This window comes from Nonomuraea insulae, from assembly GCF_042656245.1.
In genome coordinates, this window is sequence record NZ_JBHSPA010000123.1 from 1 (window position 1) to 24,804 (window position 24,804).

The 24,804-nt window shown below is 70.5% G+C and carries 25 protein-coding genes and 2 pseudogenes; 16 read left to right on the forward strand and 11 right to left on the reverse strand.

Features of this window, described 5'->3' with window-relative positions; translation table 11 throughout:
- On the forward strand, positions 1-632 hold a 632-nt coding region (locus ACFPZ3_RS66835; protein ID WP_379524734.1), incomplete at its 5' end, for a LysR family transcriptional regulator substrate-binding protein.
- A 48-nt stretch (positions 633-680) separates the two neighbouring features.
- Positions 681-996 (forward strand): annotated as a pseudogene (locus tag ACFPZ3_RS66840) (ATP-binding cassette domain-containing protein); the annotation flags it as partial.
- A gap of 253 nt (positions 997-1,249) precedes the next feature.
- Here ACFPZ3_RS66840 and ACFPZ3_RS66845 read toward each other — a convergent pair.
- Positions 1,250-2,065: an AfsR/SARP family transcriptional regulator gene (locus tag ACFPZ3_RS66845; protein ID WP_379524735.1), complete on the reverse strand. Its 816-nt coding sequence runs from the start codon at positions 2,063-2,065 to the stop codon at positions 1,250-1,252.
- Between the two features lie 78 nt (positions 2,066-2,143).
- Entirely contained in the window at positions 2,144-3,475 is a 1,332-nt protein-coding gene (locus tag ACFPZ3_RS66850) for a serine hydrolase domain-containing protein (protein WP_379524736.1), read from the reverse strand.
- 197 nt (positions 3,476-3,672) lie between these two features.
- On the opposite strand from ACFPZ3_RS66850, the gene ACFPZ3_RS66855 reads away from it, so the two are divergent.
- From ACFPZ3_RS66855 to ACFPZ3_RS66870, 4 genes are all read left to right on the forward strand, one after another.
- Complete coding sequence (locus ACFPZ3_RS66855) at positions 3,673-4,158, forward strand: MarR family winged helix-turn-helix transcriptional regulator (protein WP_379524737.1); 486 nt, start codon at positions 3,673-3,675, stop codon at positions 4,156-4,158.
- A gap of 64 nt (positions 4,159-4,222) precedes the next feature.
- Positions 4,223-4,909, forward strand: coding sequence for a nitroreductase (locus tag ACFPZ3_RS66860; protein ID WP_379524738.1), 687 nt, complete (start codon positions 4,223-4,225; stop codon positions 4,907-4,909).
- The gene (locus tag ACFPZ3_RS66865) at positions 4,906-5,055 is read left to right on the forward strand and encodes a hypothetical protein (RefSeq protein ID WP_379524739.1); all 150 of its coding nucleotides are present in this window, start codon (positions 4,906-4,908) and stop codon (positions 5,053-5,055) included. Before ACFPZ3_RS66860 ends, ACFPZ3_RS66865 begins: the two co-directional genes overlap by 4 nt.
- Positions 5,052-5,642: an aldo/keto reductase gene (locus ACFPZ3_RS66870; protein WP_379524740.1), complete on the forward strand. Its 591-nt coding sequence runs from the start codon at positions 5,052-5,054 to the stop codon at positions 5,640-5,642. The genes ACFPZ3_RS66865 and ACFPZ3_RS66870 overlap by 4 nt, the downstream gene beginning before the upstream one ends.
- 115 nt (positions 5,643-5,757) lie before the next feature.
- Here ACFPZ3_RS66870 and ACFPZ3_RS66875 read toward each other — a convergent pair whose 3' ends face one another.
- Positions 5,758-6,405: a TetR/AcrR family transcriptional regulator gene (locus ACFPZ3_RS66875; RefSeq protein WP_379524741.1), complete on the reverse strand. Its 648-nt coding sequence runs from the start codon at positions 6,403-6,405 to the stop codon at positions 5,758-5,760.
- Positions 6,406-6,498: 93 nt separating this feature from the next.
- On the opposite strand from ACFPZ3_RS66875, the gene ACFPZ3_RS66880 reads away from it, so the two are divergent.
- Positions 6,499-7,518, forward strand: a complete 1,020-nt coding sequence (locus ACFPZ3_RS66880; RefSeq protein ID WP_379524742.1) for a hypothetical protein — start codon at positions 6,499-6,501, stop codon at positions 7,516-7,518.
- 5 nt (positions 7,519-7,523) lie between these two features.
- Positions 7,524-8,375: an aldo/keto reductase gene (locus ACFPZ3_RS66885; protein ID WP_379524743.1), complete on the forward strand. Its 852-nt coding sequence runs from the start codon at positions 7,524-7,526 to the stop codon at positions 8,373-8,375.
- Between the two features lie 224 nt (positions 8,376-8,599).
- Here ACFPZ3_RS66885 and ACFPZ3_RS66890 read toward each other — a convergent pair whose 3' ends face one another.
- From ACFPZ3_RS66890 to ACFPZ3_RS66900, 3 genes are all read right to left on the reverse strand, one after another.
- Positions 8,600-9,001 carry a DUF6082 family protein gene (locus ACFPZ3_RS66890; protein WP_379524744.1) on the reverse strand — a complete coding sequence of 134 codons (402 nt, stop codon included), beginning with the start codon at positions 8,999-9,001 and terminating at the stop codon, positions 8,600-8,602.
- Positions 8,950-9,315 (reverse strand): DUF6082 family protein, encoded by a 366-nt coding sequence (locus ACFPZ3_RS66895; protein WP_379524745.1) that lies wholly within the window; start codon positions 9,313-9,315, stop codon positions 8,950-8,952. The genes ACFPZ3_RS66890 and ACFPZ3_RS66895 overlap by 52 nt, the downstream gene beginning before the upstream one ends.
- A 448-nt stretch (positions 9,316-9,763) precedes the next feature.
- Positions 9,764-10,216 carry a DUF6623 family protein gene (locus ACFPZ3_RS66900; RefSeq protein ID WP_379524746.1) on the reverse strand — a complete coding sequence of 151 codons (453 nt, stop codon included), beginning with the start codon at positions 10,214-10,216 and terminating at the stop codon, positions 9,764-9,766.
- A 566-nt stretch (positions 10,217-10,782) separates the two neighbouring features.
- Between ACFPZ3_RS66900 and ACFPZ3_RS66905 the strand changes: the two genes are divergently transcribed.
- The gene (locus tag ACFPZ3_RS66905) at positions 10,783-11,139 is read left to right on the forward strand and encodes a hypothetical protein (protein ID WP_379524747.1); all 357 of its coding nucleotides are present in this window, start codon (positions 10,783-10,785) and stop codon (positions 11,137-11,139) included.
- On the opposite strand, the gene ACFPZ3_RS66910 is transcribed toward ACFPZ3_RS66905, so the two are convergent.
- Both ACFPZ3_RS66910 and ACFPZ3_RS66915 read right to left on the reverse strand, forming a co-directional pair.
- The gene (locus ACFPZ3_RS66910; RefSeq protein WP_379524748.1) at positions 11,108-11,722 is read right to left on the reverse strand and encodes an RICIN domain-containing protein; all 615 of its coding nucleotides are present in this window, start codon (positions 11,720-11,722) and stop codon (positions 11,108-11,110) included. The two genes, ACFPZ3_RS66905 and ACFPZ3_RS66910, sit on opposite strands and share 32 nt — an antisense overlap.
- Positions 11,723-12,217: 495 nt before the next feature.
- Positions 12,218-12,373, reverse strand: coding sequence for a hypothetical protein (locus ACFPZ3_RS66915; protein ID WP_379524749.1), 156 nt, complete (start codon positions 12,371-12,373; stop codon positions 12,218-12,220).
- A gap of 29 nt (positions 12,374-12,402) precedes the next feature.
- On the opposite strand from ACFPZ3_RS66915, the pseudogene ACFPZ3_RS66920 reads away from it, so the two are divergent.
- The 6 genes and pseudogenes from ACFPZ3_RS66920 to ACFPZ3_RS66945 form a co-directional block, all read left to right on the forward strand.
- Positions 12,403-12,528, forward strand: a pseudogene (locus tag ACFPZ3_RS66920) (SDR family oxidoreductase); the annotation flags it as partial.
- Between the two features lie 115 nt (positions 12,529-12,643).
- Positions 12,644-13,423: a maleylpyruvate isomerase family mycothiol-dependent enzyme gene (locus ACFPZ3_RS66925; RefSeq protein ID WP_379524750.1), complete on the forward strand. Its 780-nt coding sequence runs from the start codon at positions 12,644-12,646 to the stop codon at positions 13,421-13,423.
- A gap of 576 nt (positions 13,424-13,999) precedes the next feature.
- Positions 14,000-16,240, forward strand: coding sequence for an SF1B family DNA helicase RecD2 (gene recD2, locus ACFPZ3_RS66930; protein ID WP_379524751.1), 2,241 nt, complete (start codon positions 14,000-14,002; stop codon positions 16,238-16,240).
- Positions 16,241-16,344: 104 nt separating this feature from the next.
- Positions 16,345-17,541 (forward strand): L,D-transpeptidase, encoded by a 1,197-nt coding sequence (locus tag ACFPZ3_RS66935; protein WP_379524752.1) that lies wholly within the window; start codon positions 16,345-16,347, stop codon positions 17,539-17,541.
- A 110-nt stretch (positions 17,542-17,651) separates the two neighbouring features.
- Positions 17,652-18,149, forward strand: coding sequence for a GNAT family N-acetyltransferase (locus ACFPZ3_RS66940; protein WP_379524753.1), 498 nt, complete (start codon positions 17,652-17,654; stop codon positions 18,147-18,149).
- Positions 18,150-18,345: 196 nt separating this feature from the next.
- Entirely contained in the window at positions 18,346-19,875 is a 1,530-nt protein-coding gene (locus ACFPZ3_RS66945; protein ID WP_379524754.1) for an MFS transporter, read from the forward strand.
- A 90-nt stretch (positions 19,876-19,965) separates the two neighbouring features.
- On the opposite strand, the gene ACFPZ3_RS66950 is transcribed toward ACFPZ3_RS66945, so the two are convergent.
- The 3 genes from ACFPZ3_RS66950 to ACFPZ3_RS66960 all read right to left on the reverse strand — a co-directional run bounded on the left by ACFPZ3_RS66950 (position 19,966) and on the right by ACFPZ3_RS66960 (position 24,313).
- Positions 19,966-21,000, reverse strand: a complete 1,035-nt coding sequence (locus ACFPZ3_RS66950) for a tyrosine-type recombinase/integrase (RefSeq protein ID WP_379524755.1) — start codon at positions 20,998-21,000, stop codon at positions 19,966-19,968.
- A 63-nt stretch (positions 21,001-21,063) separates the two neighbouring features.
- Positions 21,064-22,593, reverse strand: coding sequence for a helix-turn-helix domain-containing protein (locus tag ACFPZ3_RS66955; protein WP_379524756.1), 1,530 nt, complete (start codon positions 22,591-22,593; stop codon positions 21,064-21,066).
- A gap of 16 nt (positions 22,594-22,609) precedes the next feature.
- Positions 22,610-24,313: an enoyl-CoA hydratase-related protein gene (locus ACFPZ3_RS66960; protein ID WP_379524757.1), complete on the reverse strand. Its 1,704-nt coding sequence runs from the start codon at positions 24,311-24,313 to the stop codon at positions 22,610-22,612.
- A 229-nt stretch (positions 24,314-24,542) separates the two neighbouring features.
- Between ACFPZ3_RS66960 and ACFPZ3_RS66965 the strand changes: the two genes are divergently transcribed.
- On the forward strand, positions 24,543-24,804 hold a 262-nt coding region (locus ACFPZ3_RS66965; protein ID WP_379524758.1), incomplete at its 3' end, for a hypothetical protein.

Here is a 24,804-nt window from a genome sequence, read left to right on the forward strand (position 1 = left end):
CCGCCACCCCGCTCGCCCTCAACCCGCTCCTGGCCGGCCGCCTGGCCGCGGCGCGGGCCCGCCAGGCGCGCCTGGAGGTGCGGCTGCGCACCTGCGGCCCCGAGCAGGTCATCGCGATGCTCGCCGGGGGCGAGGCCGATCTCGGGCTGGCCGACGGGATCGTGGCGCCGAGCGATCCGCTGCGCCTGCCGGACGCCGGCCCGATGACGGCCGAGGGGGTGAGCGAGGAGGAGCTGGCGGTGATGCTGCCGGCCGGGCATCCGCTGGCCGGGCGGGCGGGGCTGCGGCTGGCCGACCTGGTGGACGCCCGCTGGCTGCAGACGCCGCTGTGCCCGCTGGCCCGGCTGCGTGAGCTGGTGGGCGAGGGTTTCCCGGCCGGGCTGGACTACGAGGGCGACGACGTGCACACGGTGCTCAACCTGGTGGCCGCCGGGCACGGCCTGACCCTGCTGCCCGTCTCCGCCGTCTCCGCCGTCTCCGCCGGTTGCGGCGGTTCCGGGCCGCGGGCGCACGGCGTGCCGCTGGCCTGGCCGCGCCTGGTGCACCGGGTGGAGCTGCTGCACGGCGCGCTGCCCGCGGGTGCCGCCACCGACCTGGCCGCCGGCCTCGCGGGAGCGGCCGTACCCGCCTGACAGCGATCTGTGCGGGCGCTGACAGCGGCGGCGCCCACGATGCGTCCTATGAACGCATTCGAAGCCGAAGGGCTGGTCAAACGTTTCGGCAAGACCACCGCCCTGGACGGCATCACCCTTTCGGCCCAGCCCGGCACCGTGCTGGGCGTGCTGGGGCCCAACGGCGCGGGCAAGACCACCGCCGTGCGCATCCTGGCCACGCTGCTGCGCCCCGACTCCGGCCGCGCCACCGTCAGCGGGCTGGACGTGGTGCGCCACGCCTCCCGCGTGCGCCGCCTCATCGGCCTGACCGGCCAGTACGCCTCCGTCGATGAGGACCTGACCGGCGCGGAGAACCTGATCCTCATCGGCCGCCTGCTGGATCTGCGCGCCCGCGACGCCAAGCGCGGACAGCACGGCCTGGGGCAGGTCGCCGGGGTTGGTGACGGAGGCCAGCTCGACCAGCCACACGGCGCTTGCCTGCCCGTGCGATTGCCCGTGCAGTTGTTCGGCGGCGGCGGCGGTGGTGGCCAGCCTGGTCTTGCCCGCGCCGCCGGGCCCGACCAGCGTCACCAGGCGTTCGTCGCGTAATTGCCGGCGAAGGTGGCGCAACTCGGTGTCGCGGCCGACGAAGCTGGTCAAGGGGCGCGCAGGTTCGTCCGGGCGGGGCGGGCCGGTTCGGTGCGCAGTGCGTGGAGGTGGGCCTCGCGCACCTCGGGGCCGGGGTCGGCGCCCAGTTCGTCGGCCAGCCGCCGGCGGCACGCCTCAAAGGCGGCCAGTGCCTCGGCCCGCCGCCCGGCGGCGTGCAACGCCTTGATACGCAGGGCGTGCAGGCGCTCGCGCAGGGGGTGGCGGGCGGTGAGCCCGCCCAGCTCGCTCACCGGGCCCAGCTCGCTCACCAGCCCGCCGTCGCCGTCCGCGGGCGGGTCCTGCGCGCCGCCGTCTGGTTCGCGGTCCTTCGGGCCGGGGCCGGTGAGGAGGGTCAGGTCGGCGGCGATGCGTTCCTCGGTGGCCGACAGGCGCGATTCTTCGAGGCGGGTGGCGTATCCGGCGGCGAACGGCGCCGCCGCCACCTCGCCCAGGGCCGTACCCCGCCACAGCCCCAGGGCCCGGCGCAGCAGCGCGGCCCGGGCGGCGGGGCCGGCCTCGCGGCGGGCCTGGGCGGTGAGCCGGTCGAACTCGGCGGCGTCGGTGTCGGCGTCGAGCCGGTAGCCGCCCGGCAGCGACACCACCGCCGTGGCCTCGGGCAGGCAGCGGCGCAGGCGGGAGATCAGGGACTGCAGGGCGTTGCCGGGGTCGGCGGGCGGGTCGTCGGGCCACAGGGCGGTGGTGAGTTCCTCGACGGTGACGGCGCGGCCGGTCGCGAGCGCCAGGCGCACGAGGAGCCACCGCAGCCGGGCTCCGCCGACCGGGGCGGATTCGACCTCGATGGGTCCCAGGATCGCCACGCGCACACGACCATGCTGCCACCCGCCCGCGGGCCCCGTTACCGGTCGCCCGCGGGCCCTGTTACCGGTCGCCCGCGGCCGGGTTCAGGCGTGCCAGTCGCTCACCCCGCCGGGAACGGGCGCCCCGGGGTCGTAGGGCTCGCGGGTGAAGATGAAGGTGTTGAGGTCGAGGTGATCGGGCGCGAGGCGCAGTGTCTCTCCGGCGTAGTAGCCGTCCAGGCCCAGCCAGGTGCCGTTGTCCTGGGGCACGAACCGTGAGGCCCGCCCGCCCGCGCCGACCGGCTCCAGAGACAGGCCCCGCTCGGGCAGCAGCCGCAGCGCGTACGGTTTGGGCCCCCAGTGCCACAGGCCCGTCAGCGCGAGCAGGGCGGGGTCGGCGGGCGCGGGCCGCCATTCGTCGGGCAGGCGCGGCTCGTGCTCCTCCAGGATGTCCAGCAGGTCGGTCAGCAGGGTGGCGCTCAGGCCGGAGGTGGTATTGGCCATGAACAGCACGGCGTGCCCTTCGCTGGGCTCGGCCCACACGGTGGCCAGGAAGCCCGGCATGGAGCCGCTGTGGCCGGCCAGGCGGCGCCCGCCGGTCCTGGCCAGTTGCAGGCCGAGGCCGAACCCGGCGGTCCAGGCGGCGCCGTCGTCGACGCCGGCGGGCTCGCGCATCTCGGCGAGGGTGGCGGGGCTCAGGACGCCGCAGGTCTCGCCGCCGAGGAACGCCGCCCAGCGGGCCAGGTCGTGCGGGGTGGACCAGAGCTGCCCGGCGGGGCCCATGCCGTCGGCGTCGTGTTCGGGCTCGGCCAGGACGACGTCGGCCCAGGGGTGGACGGCGTAGCCGGTGGCGTGCGGGGGCCGGGGGCGGGCGGTGGTGTCGTGCATCTCCAAGGGGTCGAGCACTTCGGTGCGCAGCGCTTTGAGCCAGGTGGTGCCGCGCAGGCGGGCGAGGAGTTCGCCGAGGACGGCGAAGCCGACGTTGGAGTAGTGGAAGCGCCGTCCCGGGCGGTGTTTGAGCTCGGCGGGGCCCAGGCGGGCGAGCAGGTCGGCGGCGGGGATGCCGGGGGTGCGTTCCCACCAGGCGGTGGGCGGTTCGGCGGTCAGGCCGGCGGTGTGGGACAGCAGCTGGGCGATGGTGAGGTGGCCGAGCCGGGTGCCGGGCAGGTGGTGTTCCAGCGGGTCGGCCAGGTCGAGGGCGCCCTCGTCGCGCAGCCGCATGACGGCGACGGCGACCATGCTCTTGGTGATCGATCCCAGGCGGTACTGGGTGGCGGCGGTCGGGGCGGCGTCGCCGACGCGGCCGCGCCCGCCGAACCACGCCAGCCGCCCGTCGCGGACGATCGCGGCCGTCAGCGACGGCACCCTGCATTCAGCCTGTTCGACGGCGAGCCTGCGCATGAGGGCGCGCGCCGTCGGCTGTCCCACCTGAGTCATGACCGACAAGGGTAGCCGCTGGACCGGTGCCGGCTGGCCGGTGTTGGACCGGCGCCTGCCGCCTGCCGCCCGCCGGCTGGTGCCTGGTGCCTGACGCCTGACGCCTGACGGCGGATGGCGGATGGCGGGCGCCGGCTGGCGGGCGGGCGGCGGGTCAGGGCGGACGGGGGCGGCGGGCGTTCGGATAATCTTCCCTCGTGACCGCCGATGTTCCGCACGCGAGAAGTGCCCCTCGTGCGACCGACCGCCCCGGGGATGCCTCGCCTTTCGCTCTGGGCCTGCTGCTGCGGCGGGCGCACTGGCACGCGGCCGCGGTGATGACGGAGGCGCTGCGGCCGCTCGGCATCGAGTTGCGGCATTTCGCCGTGCTGCTCGTGCTGGTCGAGCGCGGGGCCACGGTGCAGCGGGATCTGGCGGCGGCGACGGGGTCGGACAAGGCGGGGATCATGCGCGTCGTGGACGACCTGGAGCGCAAGGGGCTGGCCGTGCGCAGGAGCGTTCCCGGGGATCGGCGGGTGCGGGCGGTGGAGATCACGCCTGCGGGCGTCGAGTTGTTCGACGCGGCCCATGTGGCGGCGGAGCCGGTGGCCGAGCGCCTGGTCGCCGAGCTGGGGCCCGGCGAGGCCGAGCAGCTGACGCATCTGCTGACCCGGTTCGCCCATCCCGCGGCCGACGAGGCGTAAGAACGGATCACCGCTCCTCCAGACGGGCCTCTTCGCCGAAGCTGATCTGGGGCAGTAAGCGATCATGGATGTCTATGAGGCGGTCACGAGCCGGCGCGCGGTGCGCGGATTCGCCGACCGGCAGGTCCCGAGGCAGGTGCTGGAGCGCGTGCTGTCCGCCGCGGCGTGGTCGCCGTCCGGATCGAACCTCCAGCCGTGGCACGCCTACGTCCTGACCGGCGGGCCGCTGGCCGAGCTCAAGAGGCGCGCCGGCGAGCGCGTGGCCGCGGGCGACCCCTGGGACGAGCGGGAGTACGAGATGTACCCGCCGGCGCTGCCATCCCCCTACCACGAGCGCCGATCCGCCTTCGGCAAGGAGCGCTACAGCGCACTGGGCATCGAGCGCGAGGACTGGGAGGCGCGCCAGCGGGCCGCCGCCGGCAACTGGCAGTGCTTCGGCGCGCCCGCCGCCCTGTTCTGCTACATCCACCGTGACATGGGCCGGCCCCAATGGTCCGACGTCGGCATGTACCTGCAGACCGTCATGCTGCTGCTGCGCGCCGACGGGCTGCACAGCTGCCCTCAGATGGCGTGGTCGGTGTATCGCGGGACCGTCGCGGAGATCCTTTCGCCCCCGGACGACCTCATCCTGTTCTGCGGCATGTCGATCGGCTTCGAGGACGTGACGGCGGAGTCCATCCGTACGGGCCGGGCGCCGCTGGAGGAGACGGTCACGTTCGTCACCGGCACCACCTCACGAGGAGAGACATGACCAGCCAGTTCCGCCTGGGCGGCGACCTGACGATCGACCGGCTCGGCCTGGGCGCCATGCGCCTGCCCAGCGCGACTGGGACGGGCCCGGCCGTGACCCCGGGTCCGCCCGCGCCTTCCTGCGCCGCGCCGTCGAACTCGGAGTGAACCACATCGACACCGCCGACTTCTACCGCAGCGGCAACGGCTCGGTGCGCGCCAACACCCTGATCCGCGAGGCCCTGTCCCGTACCCGGACGACCTGGTCATCGCCACCAAGGTCGGCCCGTTCTTCGGCCCAGGCGGCCCCGGCCAGGGCGGCGCCGCCGATCTGCGGCCCCAGGTGGAGGCCAACCTCGAAAGCCTGGGCCTGGACCGCCTCGACCTGGTCTACCTGCGCCTCGGCACGGCGCGCCCCCCGCACGACGCGCCCCCCGCACGGCGAGTCGCTCGCCGAACGCTTCGAGGTGCTCGCGGCGTTGCGCGAGCAGGGTCTGATCCGCCACCTGGGTGTCAGCAACGTCGATGCCGCCCATCTCGCCGAAGCACGCACGATCGCCCCCGTCGCGGCCGTCCAGAACCACTTCCACATCGCCCAGCGTGACGACACCGCCCTCCTGGACGCCTGCACGCGGGCCAGCATCGCCTTCGTCCCCTTCTACCCCCTCGGCGGCGGCAGGGCCGACATCGACGACTCCGGCACGGCCACCAACGCCGACGTCCCCGCTGAACTAAAGGATCGTCGTCGCTCATGATCCGCACCGTAAGCGAATCGAGACTTTAGCCGATGAGTCCGGGATCATCGCAGGTCAGACGCTATTTCGTTGAAAATTTCTTCATTGCTACCGGGACCCCCGATGGGCGCGAGGCCTAGCTCGTCCCGCCGGCCGGTCCTTCGGCGGCGGCCAGGGCGGGGGCCAGCGGCGCGAGCGCGGCCCGCAGCAGGCCGGGCAGCGAGCCGGACAGCACGACGAGCCCGCCCGCCGCCGGAGCCGGTCGCAGCCATCGTTCGAGGGCGACGCGGACCGCGGCGGCCACGCTCGCGGCGAGCACGCGGGCGCTCAGCTCCTCATCGCCGAGCTGCCCGCCGAGCCGCTCGGCGATCGCACCGGCGAGGGGATGCTCCATGGCGGCGGCGGTGCCGAGGAAAGCCTCGCGCAGCGCGGGGCGGGTGCTGATCAGCAGCAGCGCGTCGCGGGCGTGCTCACCCGGGTCGGTGTACTGCTCCACGATCGCCTCCACCACGGCGTCGGCGAGGGGGACGCCGGCGGGCCGGGCGGCCACCGCCGCGGCGACGCGTGCCTCCCGTTCGGCGGTGACGGCGGCGACGATGGCCTGCTCGCGGCTGGAGAAGTAGTTGTTGTAGGTGCGTGGCGCGACCCCGGCGGCCTCGGCGATGTCGTCGACGCGCACGTTGTCGGGGCCGCGCTCCAGGGCCAGCCGCAGCGCCGCCTCGCGCAGCGCCTGCCGGGTGGCCTGTTTCTTGCTCTCACGCAACCCGGCCCGTCGTGTCGTCACCGCCTCAGCCTACCTTACATGCGTGTACGCAAATTTGCGTACACGCATGTTTTGTTTGTAGCGTCGGGACCCCCGGCAGAAAGGACCAGACCCGTGAGAGCCAAGGGCATCAGCTACGACACCGGCTTCGTCCACCAGAAGTCGACCTCCCGCGAGCCGTTCGACCCCGACGTGGTCAGGCGCGAGCTGACCATCATCCGTGACGACCTGCACTGCACCGCCGTCCGCGTCATGGGCGGCGACCCGGAACGGCTGGAACTGGCCGCGACCTACGCCGCCGACCTCGGCCTGGAGGTGTGGTTCTCGCCCTACCCGCTGGAACTGACCACCGAGGAGATGCTCGCGCTGTTCGCCGACTGCGCCGGGCGCGCCGAGCGGCTGCGGCGGCGGGGAGCCGAGATCGTGTTCGTCGCCGGCGCCGAGCTGAGCCTGATGAACAAGGGGTTCCTGCCCGGCGGCACCCAGGCCGAACGGCTGGAGCTGCTGCTGGAGCGTCCCGATCGCCTGCCCGAGCTGGCCGGCGAGCTCAGCACCCGGGTCAACGCCTTCCTCGGCGAGGCGGTGCCGCTGATCCGCGAGCGTTTCGGCGGCCGGATCACCTACGCCGCCATCCCGCTCGAACGCCTCGACTGGACGCCCTTCGACATCGTCAGCATGGACCTCTACCGTTCGGCCGAGGTCGCCGCCCAGTTCAGCGAGGGCGTGCGCACGCTCGCCGCGCAGGACAAGCCGGTCGCCATCACCGAGTTCGGCTCGGCCACCTTCCACGGCGCGGGCGATCGCGGCGCCCGCGGCCTGGAGATCGTCCAGTACGACGGCGGCCGGCCCGCCCGGTTGGACGGCGAGTACACCCGCGACGAGGCCGGCCAGGCCGCCTACATCGGCGAGCTGCTGGAGATCTTCGACGCGGCGGGCGTCGACAGTGCCTTCGTCTTCACCTTCGCGCTGCACGACTTCCCGCACCGTCCCGGCGGCGACTCCCGCGCCGACCTCGACCTGGCCAGCTACGGCATCGTCAAGGTCCTCGACGGCCGCCACAGCGACACCTACCCCGGCCTGCCCTGGGAACCCAAGGCCGCCTTCGCCGCCCTGGCCGCCCGCTACCGAGGATGACCACCATGAACACGCCCCCTGCCCACTTCCTCCTCGGCGGCGAGCGCCGGGTCGCCCGGCTCGGCTTCGGCGCGATGCGGCTCGCCCTCGGCGGCTCGGTACGCGACCCCGGCACGGCCGTCGCGGTGCTGCGCCGCGCCGCCGAGCTCGGCGTGAACCACATCGACACCGCCGGCTTCTACGGCGCGGGCGAGTTGCGCGCGCACGAGCTCATCCGGCGGGCGCTGTCCCCGTACCCGGAGGACCTGGTGATCGCCACCAAGGTGGGCCCGATTCTGGAGGGCGGTTTCCTGCCCACCGGCGAGGCCACCGCCGGCCAGTTGCGCGGCCTGGTGGAAGAAGACCTGCGCCGCCTCGGCCGGGACCACCTCGACCTGGTCTACCTGCGCCTCAGCGGCGCCCCCGGCGAGTCACGGGGCGAGTCACCGGGCGAGCGTTTCGCCGTCCTGGCCGAGCTGCGCCGCGAAGGGCTGATCCGGCACCTCGGCGTCAGCAACGCCGGCGCCGGCCAGCTCGCCGAGGCCCGCTCCATCGCCCCCGTCGCCGCGGTCCAGAACCTGTTCCATGTCCACCACAGGGACGACTCCGACGTTCTGGCGCAGTGCGAACGGCACGGCATCGCCTACGTGCCGTACTTCCCCCTCGGCGGCGGCCAGGACCGCCTCGACCCGGCCCGCCTGGCGGGCGTGGCCGCCCGTCACGAGGCGAGCACGGCCCAGGTGGCGCTGGCCTGGCTGCTGGCCACCTCACCGGTGACGCTGCCCATCCCCGGCACCAGCACGCTCGGCCATCTGGAGGAGAACATCGCCGCGGCCGCCCTCACCCTCACCGCCGGCGACCTGGCCGAGCTGGGCTGAGGGGGGTCACTTCGCGCAGGCGTTCCCGCGCTGTTCGACCTGCACGCCCCAGCCTTCTACGCAGCCGTTCCACGCCCGCGTAGAAGGCCACGACCACCGAGGATGCTGAACAATGCCGAGCCCCACCCCTGCTGCACGTGCACGTTGACGATCGCGAAGGCCATCACCGGCGACCTCTTTACGGGAGCGAGTGACCCGAGGACATGTCTTCTTCTCTCCTGCCTCTATCCGAAACGACGGCGACCTATCGAGACTCCGGCGATCAAGGCGGTAGCCGCCGCGGCTGCGACCAGCCATCCCCTCTTGGCGGACCCGGCTTTGGGGGAAACTATCGGCACCGCAGCCGTACGCACGGACCGCGCCAGCTCCTCATCGAATATTCGGCCAAAGGCACGAGCCCGGGCATTGCGCCGGTCTGCCTTGTATCCTCCGCCGTGATTCAACCAGTGCCGCCTGCCCGCCTCTCCGGCGAAAAGACCCGAAGCGAGCCGGCGGATCTCCGCGTCGTCCATCAGCCCGTGGTTGTACATGGATCGCCATTGCTCGATCCAGAGATTGACGAGTATGCGAAGCCTCAGCGGCAGGTCGTCATCCGGCCCGTGCCAGGAGATGCCTTCCGCCTGCACGAGCTTCGGTCTTCGAGGGAAATCTTGGCGAGTTCCACCTGCGTGATGCGCCAGGTCTGCTCGCTCGCCACGCGCACGCTTCGGGCATGGACGAGTATCGACACCACGAGGCCAGCCAGCGACAAGGCCGTCAACAGCGCCGTGATGGCCCCGTACGCTTGCCCGACGGCGCTGAGCACCGCCCAATCGAGCCCGGGGACGGCCTTCGCCAAGGCTCCCATCGCCATGGGCGAAAGGAGCAGGAGCGCCCCGCCAAGCAGGACCGCGAGCAGCGCGGAGAAGACCATGGTTACGCGCCGGGCCTTGGGTGTCATCTGCCGTCCCTGCCTCTATGGGTGGAGTTGCATCCATGTTCCATCAGTAGAGGCAGGGCCGCCTCCGCTTGGCCACAGAGCGGTCCCCGCCCTGCCGCTGCGCTGACCAAGCGGTGGGGGTCTACCGGCGGAGACGCGGGGCCGCTGTCGGAGCCGGTCGGCATCGGCCGCATGTTCCAAGCCTCGGCCCGCCCCGACGCACGCCAAGGGCTGCGGGGCGGGATCAGGGGACTCGCCGAGATGTCCGCGACCTATCGGGAGGTGCTGCGCGTGCTGTCGTCGATGGCGCCGCCCGACACTGCCGCGGGTGGGCGGGGCGGTGCGGCGGATGGAGCAAGCCCGCTGGAACGCCCCGGCCCTCACACGGCGACCACACGTGCTGGGCCACCTCCCGCGTGCGGTCCTGGTCGCGCCTCAGCTCGGCCAGGATTGTGTACGGCACGGGGTTTCAAACGTTGTGGAAGAAGTCTCCGCCGAAGCTGCTGATGAAGAACTCGCTGTCGCTGGAGGCCGAAATGTTGTTGACGCGCAGGGTGACGCCGATCCCGAATGCGATGTTGGCCTGGCGGACGGTGAAGATGTTCCTGGCGTCGACTCCCTGGGAGTGATCGCCTGAAAGACGCATGTCCGAGAACCTGGAGATACGGCGGGGCCCGTCGAAGACGTGCACCTCGACGATCTCGCTGTTCTGGCGTGCGTGGAACAGGACCAGCACCTTCTCCAGGGTGGCGCGGTCGTTCTCCACGATCACCGGCGTGGGGATCTGCAGGTGGATCCATTCGGCCCGGCCGGCCGGAATCGTGAAGGTCACCCCAAATCCCTGGCGTAACGTTCTCAGATTGGCGGTCTCGGGGAATGCCGTGTATCCCGACGCCCAGGACGCGTACAACTTCTCAGCCATGGCCGTTCCTTCCGGTGCGAAGCTAAGGCCCCTTCAGGTTCGGCGACATCTCGCGGACTGTCGTGAGTACCCCCTACTCACCTGCAGGCCAACGCCGCTGAAGACGTGCCGATGCGAGGTGCCGGGAAAGGCCACAGCCCGAGTACCCGCCGGGGCTCCGGATCACCCGGCGGTCGTGGGTGGAGGAGCGGCGCCCCTGGCGTGCTCCACGCGTGCTCCACGCCGCCGGCGACCGGCACGGCGAAATCCCGCTGCATCTGCACCTGGCGCAGCCGGTCATGGCCGCGTCGGAGCTGAGGGCGTTCGTCGCGGTGGGCCCCATGGCTTCCCACCTGATCGCGGACGTCCCGGCCGGCCGGTGGGGGACGATCCCACGGTGGCCTCGCCTCTTGGCCGCGGTTCCACACCAATCGGTGCACGCCGGCGGGCTACACCCTGCGGCAGGCGCCGCCCAGACTGAAGTCCGCGCTCGCGCAGGCCGTGCAGCGGCGGCTCATTGCCGCGACGTGTGTGCGCTGTTCGGCTAGATCGACTCGGCCGCCATCACGTACGAGCCGGGCCAGCACGTGCGGGGCCTGGTCGCCTGCATCGTCCGTATGGACCCGAAATCGCGGGACCTGCGGTGCGCGCGCGAGGCCGCCGAACACCCCGGGATCGAGCGGGTCGAGGCCGACATTCCGGCGCTGGCCGCGAACCACGTGGTCCAGGTGATCGAGATGCCGCACAAGGCGCAGGCCGAGATCGGTCAGGCGTGCCCGCTGCTCGCCGAGCGGATCCACTCGGAAGGCCTGAAGGTCACCAACGCCGGCGTTGAGGGCCGTCTCCCATTCTGCGACCCGACGCGCTTCTACCGGGTCGCCGTTCGCAAGCGTTCATCTCGTCCGCAGAGCACTACCTTCCCCGGTACTCCCAGACTTGATTGACACGATTCGCAGCCTTCCTCAGCTCGGTGGGATGGAAGCAGTCCCATATCTGCAGGGGAGCATCGGGACGCGGCCAGTCAGGGTACGCCCCGTTTGCGACGTCGAGGCACTTACCGCTGCTGATGCTTACGAGAATTTTGAAACCCTTGTGAGGGCCCGCGTAGAACATATCCGTCCGCCACTGCTGGTTGAGGCCTCTATTACAGTCCCTCAGAACTACGGCGGTGCCATTAGCCTTACCGTCACCTGCCACATCCAGGCATTTCGTGCCCTTCAGCTCGATCCATTTAATTTGGTCCCAGCCGCCGCCGGGCGCGTTCTCGAAGAAGAAGGCGTGGTAGTTGCCGCCGATTCGGGCACCCAGCCGAACGCGTGAGCCGAGGACGCAATCAGGATTCTCGACGTTATAGCGACATCCGCGCGGTATGTCGACGAAGAGCTGCCCGCCTGTGATTTTGTTGGTGATCCAGGTGTCAGGACCCCGATCACGGCTACTCTCCGCGCCCGCGAACGGGGGCGGTAGAACGGTGAAAACCAGGAATGATGCGGCGATCGACTTCAGGCAGGTCTTGGGTTTCGACATTACGATTCCCCTCGCTGCTCTTATCGCAGCCCCACAAGATGCGGGAAGCAATAATGAAGTCTATCGCAGGATTTCTCAGAGCGAGTCAACGATAATCAATGTCTCGCCAATTCACTTATTGGGGAAGGCTGACCGTCGACCGCGTTTATTGTTCGATCGCATACCTTTCCGGATGCATCGCCTTTACCTGTCGAGACAGAAGGCGGTCCTCCCATTACGGGTAAGCGATGGCCGCGTCAGAGAGTCGCGTCCACCCGAGAGGGCGCCCCGAAGGACAACACCGACATCGCCAAGCGGTTCGACATGGGGGCCGGCAATTCACGCCCGATGTGGCCGGCGACCATGGCGCAGGCTTCGGCTTGCGCCCTCATCGCGTCCGCGGAGTTCGAGGCCGCTCACCTGGCCTTACCGGTCGTTGAGGCGTCCGCGGCGGGCATCGATGTGCGTCAGGCCAAGGAGTGGCGCGACGTCACGGGGGTGGTGTTGCAGCCCTGCTCACACTGGATAGGCGCTGCCGTAGGCGGCCGTCATGGTCTCGGCGTCCAACACGACGGTGCGCCCGCTCCTGGTGACGCCGGGCATGAGAGCGGCCAGGTTCGCCGCGCGCGGCTGATGCAGGCCGGCCTCGATGCGGAGCAGCTTCCCCGCCAAGGCGGGCTTCCCCCGCCAAGGCCGGCTTCAACACCGGACGACTCACCGAACCCGACGAGGTCGCCGCCATCGTCCTATTCCTCGCCACCGGCACAGCCCGTAATATCAACGGCGCCGACAACGTCATCGACGGAGGCCAAAGCAAGATGACCTGACCCCCCGAAGTGCGGATACCACGGGCCCCTGGTCGTCGACACCGACTGGCGGTCGGCATTGAGTGACCTGGCCCGCGAACCTCGGGTAGATCACAAAGCACTTGGAGGTGCAGCGATGGACACATCCGCGTATGCGAAGGCCATTGTCGAGCAGACGAGCACGTTTGCCGATTGGGTGCACGGCAGGGATGCGGCGGCCCCGGTGCCGACATGTCCGAAGTGGACGCTGGCCGATCTTGTCGACCATGTCGGCGGGACACAGCGTATGGTGACGATGCTCGTGGGCGAGCAGATGACCGAACCGAGCAAGGCGTTCGCCGGCTACGTTCCGGGTCCGACCGATTCGAGCCAGTGGCGCGCCTGGCTGAGCGACGGCGCGGCCGAGGCGAGTCAGGCGTTCGCATCGGTCGCCGACGACACGCCGGTGTGGGATCCGTCGGGCGGAGCCGCAGGCGTGCCGTTCTGGTCACGTCGGCTGTTCGCCGAGGCTTGCGTACATCGCGCGGACGCGGCTGCGGCGCTCGGCATGCGGTACGAGTTGGCGCCGGAGCTTGCCGTCGCGGCCCTCGAGGACTGGCTGGACACGATTACTTCCCGCGGCTATTGGGAGAACAAGCCGGGCTTCGCCAATGCGATGCGCGGGGGCGGTCAGACTCTGCATTTCCACGCAACCGACGCGCCGGGGGAGTGGGTGGCACGCCGGGAACAGGACATGGTCGTGCTGGAGCGCACGCACACCAAGGCGGACGTCGTGGTAAGCGGCCCAGCCGTCGAGCTCCTGCTCGTGATCAGCAGGCGTCGCCCACTGGACGCGACTCCCACGCTGGAACTGCAGGGGGATCGGGCGCTGCTCACCCACTGGATCGAACACATGGACTGGGTCACCAACGACTGACCCACGCTTGGACGCAGCCTCGCGCCCAGAGACCCATGGTGCGAGAGATGCACCCGCAACGGAACCGTTTCGTACGGCAAGCTCCTCCCCGCAGGCCAGGGCGGACACCTGACGAGGGCCCGCAGGGTCGTTAGCGTGTCCGCTACCGGCGAGGAACGCGCCCATGACGCTGATGAGGTCGAGCGTCACCCGTGTCCGCGATGCGGCGTTGCGTCCGGGTCACCGTGCCCGTCGTGATCGGGCGCCGTAGCCGGCACTTACCGCGCCGCGTCATCCTCACCGTCGACCTCATCGCAAACGCCTTCACTGACCTGGCCACCCTCACCGAGGACGACCCCGAGGCCGAGCGCAAGCCCGACGAGCCAACATGGCCCGGGCTGGTGACACGGACCCGAGTGGGGGCGCTGAGGAGGGTCACTGAGCCGGCCGGCGGACGCAAGCGCTTTTGCCCGCGCGATGCGAGACAGGCCGGGTTCGGGAGGGGGGGAGAAGAGGTCACGTCTCGACGATGGATCGCTCGTCCAGCGGCTCGCGGAAGGTGTCGCGCTCATGAAGATCTGCCCTAGTCTCATCCGCGTGGGGAAGGCCGAGAGGACCCCGGACGCGGGTTCCGAAAAAATCGCTACCGAATTGAACGCAGTACTTGAGCGCATCACCTACGCCAACGAGGAGACCGGCTACACCATCGCCCGGGTCGCCACCGAACGCACCGGCGCCGACCTGCTGACCGTCGTCGGGCCCCTGCTCGGCGCGCAGGTCGGCGAGTCGCTGCGGCTACAGGGCCGCTGGACCTCCCACCCCCGCTACGGCCGCCAGTTCGAGGTGTGGTCCTACACCACCGTGCTGCCCGCCACCGTGCAGGGCATCCGCCGCTACCTCGGCTCCGGCCTGATCAAGGGCATCGGCCCCAAGATGGCCGAGCGGATCGTCGACCACTTCGGCACCGACACCCTCGACGTCATCGAACAGCAGCCGGAACGCCTGGTCGAAGTGCCCGGACTCGGCCCCAAACGCACCAAGATGATCGCCGCCGCCTGGGACGAACAGAAGATCATCAAAGAGGTGATGATCTTCCTTCAGGGAGTCGGCGTGTCCACCTCCATCGCGGTGCGCATCTTCAAGCAGTACGGCGACACCTCCGTCTCCGTCGTCAGAAGCCGCCCGTACCAGCTGGCCGACGACGTGTGGGGGATCGGGTTCAAGACCGCCGACACCATCGCCCAGGCCGTCGGCATCCCGCACGACAGCCCCGAACGCGTCAAGGCCGGCCTGCGCTACACCCTGTCGCAGGCCGCCGACGACGGCCACTGCTACCTGCCCGCCCCCAACCTCGTCGCCGACGCCGTCAAGATCCTCGAGGTGCCAGCCGACCTCGTCTCGGCCTGCCTGGAAGAGCTCGTCGCCGGCGAAGGCGCCGTACGCGAGCAGATCCCCGCGGGCGACAACCTCGTACCGGCCGTCTACCTGCCGCCCTTCCACCGCGCCGAGTCCGCGCTCGCCTCCGGCCTGCTCACCCTCCTGCACGGCGGGCACGACCGGCTCAAGGCCTTCACCGACGTCGACTGGGAACGCGCCGAGACCTGGCTGCACGCCCAGACCGGCGCCGAGCTGGCCACCGAGCAGCGCCAGGCCGTGCGCCTGGCGCTGACGCAGAAGGTCGCCGTCCTGACCGGCGGGCCCGGCTGCGGCAAGAGCTTCACCGTACGGTCGATCGTGCTGCTGGCCCGCGCCAAACGCGCCCGCGTCATCCTGGCCGCCCCCACCGGCCGCGCCGCCAAGCGCCTGGCCGAGCTGACCGGGCACGAGGCCACCACTGTGCACCGCCTGCTGCAGCTGCGGCCCGGCGGGGAGGCCACCTTCGACCGCGACAACCCCCTCGACGCCGACCTCGTCGTCGTCGACGAGGCGTCCATGCTCGACCTGCTGCTGGCCAACAAGCTCGTCAAGGCCGTCGCCCCCGGCGCCCACCTGCTGTTCGTCGGCGACGTCGACCAGCTGCCCTCCGTCGGCGCGGGCGAAGTGCTCAAAGACCTGCTCGCCGCCGACGACGTCCCCCGCGTACGGCTGACGCAGATCTTCCGCCAGGCCCAGGAGTCCGGCGTCGTCGTCAACGCCCACCGCGTCAACACCGGCCGCCACCCCGTCCTGGAGGGCATGAAGGACTTCTTCCTGTTCCCCTGCGAGGAGCCGGAGGAGATCGCCGCCCTCACCGTCGACGTCGTCGCCCGCCGCATCCCGCGCCGCTTCCGCCTCGACCCCCGCCGCGACGTACAGGTCCTGGCCCCCATGCACCGCGGCGCCGCCGGCGCCGGCGCCCTCAACACAGCCCTGCAGGAAGCCCTCACCCCCGCCCGCGACGGCATGCCCGAACGCCGGTACGGAGGCCGCGTCTTCCGCGTCGGCGACAAAGTCACCCAACTACGCAACAACTACGACAAAGGCACCGCCGGGGTATTCAACGGCACCGTCGGCATCGTCACCGACATCCGGCCCGACGAACACAAACTCACCGTCCTGACCGACGAGGACGAATCCGTCGAGTACGCCTTCGACGAACTCGACGAACTCGCCCACGCCTACGCCGTCTCCATCCACCGCTCCCAAGGCAGCGAATACCCCGCCGTCGTCATCCCCCTGGCCACCAGCGCCTGGATGATGCTGCAGCGCAACCTCCTCTACACCGCCATCACCCGGGCCAAGAAACTCGTCGTCATCGTCGGCTCCCGGCGAGCGCTGGCGCAGGCCGTACGCACCAGGGGAGCGGGGCGCCGGCACACCGGCCTGACCCATCGCCTGACCAGCGCCGCCCGCCAATAAGTAATTGAAATGTGATCGAACTCTCTCAAAGGATTCCGCGTCTTACATGTGGGAGCATTAAGGTTTTTGGGGTGCCTTTTGGTGCCCTTGGGGAGAGGACAGTCTTGAACGTTGCGCCCGCACGGAGGCGACTCGCCACCGCATTCGCGCTGCTCACCGCGGCTGCCCTGACCGCCTCCTGCTCCAACGCAGGCACCGCCGGCCCGGCCGACCCCGACACACCCGAGGGCACCACCGTGGCCACCCCCCAGGCCCCCACCGTCACCATCACCCCCGCCGAAGGCACCAGCAAGGTCAGCCCCGAGAAGAAGATCGTCGTCGCAGCCGCCGGCGCGGCCCTGGACGACGTCACCGTCGAAGCCGACGGCGAACACCTCGACGGCAAATACAACACCGACAAGACCCGCTGGACCTCCAAGACGGCACTGAAGCCCTCCACCAGCTACAACGTCTCCGCCACCGCCGGTGTGACCACCGCCACCAGCACCTTCACCACCGCCAAACCCGAACGCGCCCTGCAGGTGGCCGACGTCACCCCCAACGCCAAGGGCGAAACCCTCGGCGTCGGCGCCCCCATCATCGTCACCTTCAACCAGCCCGTCACCAACAAGGCCACCATCGAACGCACCCTGAAGGTCGAGGCGGAAAAGCCCGTCGACGGCGCCTGGCGCTGGATCAACGACACCGTCGTGATCTACCGCACCGCCAAATACTGGCCCGCCCACCAGAAGGTCACCTTCAACGCCAACATCACCGGCATCAAAGCCGGCAAGGGCCTCTACGGCGTCAAGGACTACACCGCCGACCTCAAGATCGGCGCCAAGCAGATCAGCAAGGTCGACGCCGCCAAACACATGATGTACGTCTACAAGGACGGCAAACGCGTCCTGAACATGCGCATCAGCGCCGGCATGGCCACCACCCGCGAATACACCACCACCTCCGGCGTCCACCTCACCATGGAACGCGGCAACCCCGTCCGCATGATCTCCCCAGGCCGCAAGAAGGGCGACCCCGGCTACTACGACGTCATGATCGACCACGCCGTGCGCATCTCCAACTCCGGCGAATACGTCCACGCCAAGAACAACCTCTGGGCCCAGGGCGTACGCAACGTCAGCCACGGCTGCGTCAACGCCCGCCCCGACCAGGCCAAATGGTTCTACGACCACTTCCAGCGGGGCGACGTCGTCGACATCACCGGCACCAAACGCGAACTGGAGTGGAACAACGGCTGGGGCTACTGGCAGATGTCGTTCTCCCAGTGGAAGAAGGGCAGCGCCCTGAAGGACAAGACCTGACACACCAGCACCAGTACTGGCCCCGGCCCTGACGGCCAGGCCGCGGCCCCGTACCGTGACGACCGCACCGCACCGCACGATGAGCACCACCACAGAACGGCTGAACCCTCATGCACATTCGCCCCGGACGCGACGGTGACGTCCCCGTCGTCCTGGCCATGTTCGACAGTGCCGTCGCCTGGCTGACCGCCCAGGGACGAACCGGCCAATGGGGCGTCAAACCGTTCACCGGCCACCCCGAGCGCACCCAGCAGGTCGCCACCTGGCTGGCCGGCGGCGGCCTGCGCATCGCCGAACAGGACGGCCACCCCACCGGCTGCATCTCCGTCGGCGCCGCCCACGACTACGTCACCCCGGCCACCGAACCGGAACTGTACGTCCAGGCCCTGGTTACCGACCGCCGCCACGCCACCCGCGGCGTCGGCCGCGCCCTGCTCGACTGGGCCGCCCAGGAGGCCCGCGCCCGCGGCACCGCCCTGCTGCGCGTCGACTGCTACGCAGGCGACGACGGCCGCCTGGTCGCCTACTACGAATCCTGCGGCTTCACCCGCCTGGCCCCCTTCACCGTGGGCCACTGGCCCGGCATGCTCCTGCACCGCCGCCTCTGACACACACCAGGACGAACACCGGCACGCGAACACCGGCGCGGGCACCCCGGGCCCTCCGCCCGCGCCTCTGAACGCCCCCTCTGAACGCCCCCCTCTGAACGCGCCATCGCAGGCCCGCGCCCGAACACCGGGATCGCCCGCCCGGCGCGTGGCCCGTTTGACTTCGAGCGCGCTCTCATTCCTACCGTCCATAGTCATGAACGCCCTGACCCCTGCCACCACCACCCCACCAGGCGAACCCCGCATGAACACCCCCGGCGAGCTCAGCCGCCGCCGCTACCTCGTGCTCGCCATCTGCTGCGCCAGCATGATCGTCGTGGTGATGGACATCTCCATCGTCAACGTCGCCCTGCCGGCCATCCGCCGCGACCTGCACGCCTCGGTGTCCGGCCTGCAATGGACCGTCGACGCCTACACCCTGGTCCTGGCCGGCTTCCTGCTGCTGGCCGGATCCACCGCCGACCGCGCCGGCCGCCGCCGCGTCTTCCAGATCGGCCTGGCCGCCTTCGGGCTCGGCTCACTGCTGTGCTCCCTGGCCCCGAGCATCGGCTGGCTCATCGCCGCCCGGGCCCTGCAGGCCGTCGGCGGCACGATGCTCAACCCGGTGGCGATGGCGATCACCGCCAGCACCTTCACCGACCCCGCCGAACGAGCCAGGGCCATCGGCGTGTTCGGCTCGGTGTCCGGCCTGGCGCTCGCGCTCGGCCCCATCCTCGGCGGCGCCCTCGTCGACGGCCTCGGCTGGCGCTCCATCTTCTGGGTCAACGTGCCGATCGTGGCCGCCGCCATCGTCTGCACCGCCCTGTTCGTGCCCGAGTCCCGCGCCGGCCGGGCACGCCGCCCCGACCCCGTAGGCCAGGGCCTGGTCATCGTCGTGCTGGGCACCCTCACGTACGCGATCATCGAATCCCGGGAACTGGGCTGGACCTCGCCGCTCATCCTCACCCTGCTCGCCGTCGCCGCCCTGGCCACCGTGGCCCTGCTCGGCTACGAACCGCGCCGCGCCGACCCGCTGCTGGAACTACGCCTGTTCCGCAGCGTGCCGTTCAGCTCGGCGATCCTCATGGCGCTGTTCGCGTTGTGCGCCTTCAACGCCTTCCTGTTCGTGACCACCCAGTACCTGCAGGACGTACGCGGCCTGCCGGCACTGGCGGCCGGGCTGTGCATGCTCCCGGTCGGCCTGCCGGTGCTGCTGCTGTCCCCGCTCACGGGCCGCATGGTCGGCACGCGCGGCCCCCGGCTGCCGCTTCTCACCGCGGGCACCGCGCTGGCGCTGGGCGGCGCCGCGTCGCTGTGGCTCGGCCCGGCCACCCCGCTGGCGGCCGTGCTCGCCATCTGCCTGCTGTACGGGATCTTCCTGGGCACCGTCAACCCGCCGATCACCAACACGGCGGTCTCCGGCATGCCCCGCTCGATGGCCGGGCTGGCCACCTCCCTGGCCTCCGCCGGCCGGCAGACGGGCACCACCCTGGGCGTCGCCGTGTCCGGCGCGATCGCGGGCCCGTCACTGGCCGGCGGCGCGGCGGCCTACAGCAGCGCCGAACACGGCGTGTGGTGGCTCGTGCTCGCCCTCGGCGCCGGCATCCTGGCCCTGGGCCTGCTCAGCACCGGCCGCCGCGCCCAGGCGACCGCCGGCCGCGCCGCGGCCCTGTTCGAGGAGCTGGACCAGGGCGCCCACCCCGCGGCCCCCGCACGAGGTGCCCCCGCACCAGGCGCCGGCCACTGAGGCCCACTGAGGCACCCACTGAGACACCCGGCAAGCCACCCCTGAGCGCGCCCCAGGAGGGGCCTCAGGAGGGGCCTCAGGACGGCGGCTTCAGGACGGCGGCCGGTCACGCAGCAGCGGATGGGACCGCATCGCCACCTCCAGCTCACCCGGCAGCTCATCGCGGTAACGCCCCAGCGTCGACAGGTCGCTGTGCCCCAGCACCCGCCGCACCGCGTCCATGTCGACGGCGTCGGCCAGCAGATGCGTCGCCGTCGTGTGGCGCAGCCCGTGCGGCGTCACCGTCCGCCGCTGGTCCGGCGCCACCCGGGCCTGCACTCGATCGATCACCGCCTGCACGTCCCCGCGCGCCAGCCGCCGCCCCCGCCACGACAGCAGCAACGCCTTGTCCTGCACCGCAGGCCGCTCACGCGCCTGGTATTCGCGCAGCACCAGCGCCACGTCATCAGGCAACGGCACATCCCGGGTACGCCCGCCCTTGCCGAAGATCCGCCAGTAGAGCACCCCGTCGTTGGTGAAGAAATCCTCCACATTCGCTCGCACCAGCTCCGACACCCGCGGCCCCATGGTGGCCAGCAGCAGCACGATCACCGCGTCACGCAGCCCCGTGCGCTGGTCACGCCGCCCGCCCTGCTCCGGCGCCTCCTCAGGAAGAGCCCGCGCCGCCCCGATCAGCCCCTGCGCCTGCTCCCGCGTCAGCGCCCGCCGCTCCGCCCGCAACCCGCCCCGCTGCTTGGCCGTCACCGTGGAACGCGTCATCGGATTGATCTGCACCCACCCGGCCAGAGCGGCATGCTTGAACAACGCCGAGATGGAACGCCGGAAGCGCGCCTGCGACGACGGCGACTGCCCCGGCCCCGCACCCGCCTCCCGGACAGTCCCCTCCCGCAGACGGCCGTCGGGACGGCGGGCGAAGGCCAGCAGGATCGCATCCACATCCGCCCCGGTCAGGTCGTCGAGCACCACCGCCTCACCGGCCAGCTCCACCAGCGTCGCCACATCCCGCGCGTAGACCTCCGCCGTCGACGGCGACAACGCCCCCGTCAGCGTCTTGGCCCGCACCAGCTCCACATAGCGGTCCGCCGCCTCCGCCACCGTCAACCGGTCGAGCTCCGCAGGCCGCACCGGCCACCCCCTCCAACGACGACATCCAGGGATGACGGTAGCGGCCCGCACCGACAACAACCCTCAGATGTCGCGGAAGGTCTCGATCCTGGCCCCCAGCGCGTTCAGCCGTTCGGCCAGATCCTCATAACCACGGTTGATCACATACACGTTGCGCAGCACCGACGTGCCCTCGGCCGCCATCATCGCCAGCAGCACCACCACCGCCGGCCGCAGCGCCGGCGGGCACATCATCTCCGCGCTGCGCCACCGCGTCGGCCCCTCCACCAGCACCCGGTGCGGATCCAGCAGCTTCACCGACGCCCCCAGCCGCGTCAGCTCCGTCAGATAGATGGCCCGGTTGTCGTAGACCCAGTCGTGGATCAGCGTCGAACCCTGCGCCGCGGCGGCGATCGCCGCGAAGAACGGCACATTGTCGATGTTCAGGCCGGGGAACGGCATCGGATGGATCTTGTCGATGGGGGAGGTGAGCTTCGAGGGCCGCACCGTCAGGTCCACCAGCCGCGTACGCCCGTTGGCCGCCGCGTACTCCCGGCCCCGATCGTGGTCCAGGCCCATCTCCTCCAGCACCGCGAGCTCGATCTCCAGGAACTCCACCGGCACCCGGCAGATCGTCAGCTCAGAAGAGGTCACCACCGCCGCCGCCAGCAGGCTCATCGCCTCCACCGGATCCTCGGAGGGGGAGTAGTCGACATCACGCTCGATGAACGGCAGGCCGTGCACCGTCAGCGTCGTCGTCCCGACACCCTCCACCCGCACCCCGAGCTGCTCCAGGAAGAAGCACAGGTCCTGCACCATGTAGTTGGAGGAGGCGTTACGGATCACCGTCACCCCGTCGTGCCGCGCCGCCGCCAGCAACGCGTTCTCCGTCACCGTGTCGCCGCGCTCGGTCAGCACGATCGGCCGCGACGGCGCCACCGCCCGATCCACCCGCGCGTGATAGAACCCGCCGGTCGCGGTGATGTCCAGCCCGAAGTGCTTCAGCGCCGACATGTGCGGCTGCACCGTACGGGTGCCCAGGTCGCAGCCGCCCGCGTACGGGATCTGGAACTGCTCGGTACGGTGCATCAGCGGCCCCAGGAACATGATCACGCTCCTGGTACGGCGAGCGGCCTCGGTGTCCATCGCCTCGAGCTCCAGCCGCGCCGGAGGCACGATCTCCAGATCACTGCCCTCGTTGATCCACCGCGCCCGGACCCCGATCGAGGCCAGCACCTCCAGGATCCGGTACACCTCCTCGATCCGCGCCACCTTCCGCAAGATCGTGCGGCCGGAGTTCAGCAACGACGCGCACAGCAGCGCCACGCACGCGTTCTTCGACGTCTTGACATCGATGCTGCCCGACAATCGCCGGCCGCCCACCACCCGCAGATGCATCGGCCCCGCATAGCCGAGCGAGACGATCTCACTGTCGAGCGCCTCACCGATCCGGGCGATCATCTCAAGACTGATGTTCTGATTGCCGCGCTCGATCCGGTTCACCGCGCTCTGACTCGTCGCCAGAGCGTCAGCCAGTTGCAGCTGCGTCCAACCACGATGCTGACGCGCGTCCCGGATCAGCCGGCCGATCCGCACAAGGTAATCATCTGCCACAACAGCAGACCATATCTCACATATGAGATGCTTCCGTGCCTGAAGGGGCCGACGCGCCGGACAACTCCCGAAGACTCGCCAGATGCTCCGGAGTCGCCTGAGCCTTCACCTTATGCACGAACCCCCGCCGCGCCGCCCGGAAACCATTCTGGTCATCGAACATGTCGCGGCTCATCTCCGCCAGCTCCTCGGCCCGATAGGCGTCCAGCGGCTTACGCCGCTCATCGACCTCCCGCACCTGCCGCCGCCCCGCCAGCAAACGATCATAACCCGGATCAGCCGCCAGCCGCTCCGCGTACTCCAGCACCCGCCGCTCGAAATCCAGCCGCGACCCGCTCAGAGCCTTGTCGGCCAGCCCGAACTCCACCGCCTCCACCGCCCCGATCGGCAACGCCTCCTGCGTCAACCGCCGCGCCCGCTCCGCACCCACCCGGCGCGGCAGCACATACGTCCAGAACTCCGACCCGAACAACCCCATCGTCCGGTAATGCGGATTCAGCACCACCGAATCCCGCACCACCACCCGATCCGCGCCCAGGCCCATCATCACCCCGCCCGCACCCGCGTTACCCCCGATCGAGGCCACCACCAGCTGACTCGTGCACCCCACGATCTCCCGGCACACCGCGTTGATCGCATTGATGTTCATCCACGCCTCAAGCTCCGGATGCCGCGCCGCGTCGATCACATTCAGATGAATGCCGTTGGAGAACACCTCCCCGCCCCGCACCACCAGCACCCGCGTATCCTGCGCCACCGCGTACCGCAGCGCCGAGGCCAGCCGCCGGCACTGCTCGGTCGACATCGCCCCGTTGTAGAAGTCGAAACTCACCACCCCCACACCCTCACTGCGGTCATAGGTGATCTCGCTGTAACCCGACCGCTCCGGCGCCCCCGCCACCCGCTCACCCATTGCCATCGCCGCCGGCAGCTTGATCGCGCCCTCCTGCTCCAGCCGCACATGCCCCACCCACACCGTCCCGTCACCGGTGTGCACCAGCACCGCGCCCTCACGCCGCCCCGCCACCTGCCCCGCAGGACCGGACAGCTCAGGACCCCGGTACACGTCGAACACCCGCACCGGCAGCTCACACAACCGCGCCCGCCCGCCCGGCGACCCATCGGCCGCCCGCACCCGCCGCAGGATCTCCTCCGTCGACTCCGACCACGAGAACTCCCGGTCGGCATGCCGCATCGCCCGCCGCAACCGCCCCCGGACCTCGGGGGAGCGGTAGTCCAGCGGCTCCGGCACGAACGAGGCGTCACCCGCCTTGGCCGCCACCTCCGCCACCAGCTCCACCGCCGCGTCCGCGACCGGCCCGTTGTACAACGCCGACTTGCGCGGCGCCTCCTCCGGCATCGCGAACGTCCGGAAACCCCAGATGGGGCCCGCGTCCATCTCCTCCACCGCCTGCAGCGCCGTCACACCCCACTCCGCCTCGGCGTCGAAGATCGCCCAATCCAGCGACGACGGCCCCCGGTCCCCGGGCGGCCCCGGATGAATGATCACGGTACGGTGCGCCCGCCACAACGCCGACGGCACCCGATCCTTCAGGAACGGGCAGATCACCAGATCCGGCTTGGCCAGCTCGGCCGCCTCCACCATCGCCTCAGCCGACAGGGCCAGCTCGATGCTCACGTCGTGACCGGCCCGCCGCAACTCCAGCCAGGCACGCTGGGTCAGGCCGTTGAAGGAGGAGCACAGCAGCAAGATACGCAACGCGGGACTTCTTTCCAGGCAGGGGGAGGGGCGCGGGACTACCGGGCGGACAGCCAGTCACAGGCATTTACGGCAGTCCCATATGACCCATACATGTCATCGATGCTGACACGAATCTTCCACTGCTCGTGACGATTCGTCGCAAAATCGGCCCTGACCAGCCCCAATTGACCCGCTTTGCCCCAAAAATCCCCTTAACTGGGGTCCCACCCCCGGCTACCGTCACCCCATGACCGCCCCCGCCCACCTACCCGCCATGCACCACCTCACCCAACGCCTATGGACCCCCACCACCCTCTGGCACATCGGCGACCTCGCCTGGACCCACCACCAGCACACCACCACCCCCAACCCCGCCCACACCACCCTCTGGCACACCCCAGACGGCCACCTCGCCGCCTGGGCCCACATCACCCCACCCGCCACCCTCGACCTCCACCTCGACGAAACACACCCCCACCTCGCCGACGACATCCTCACCTGGTTCCACC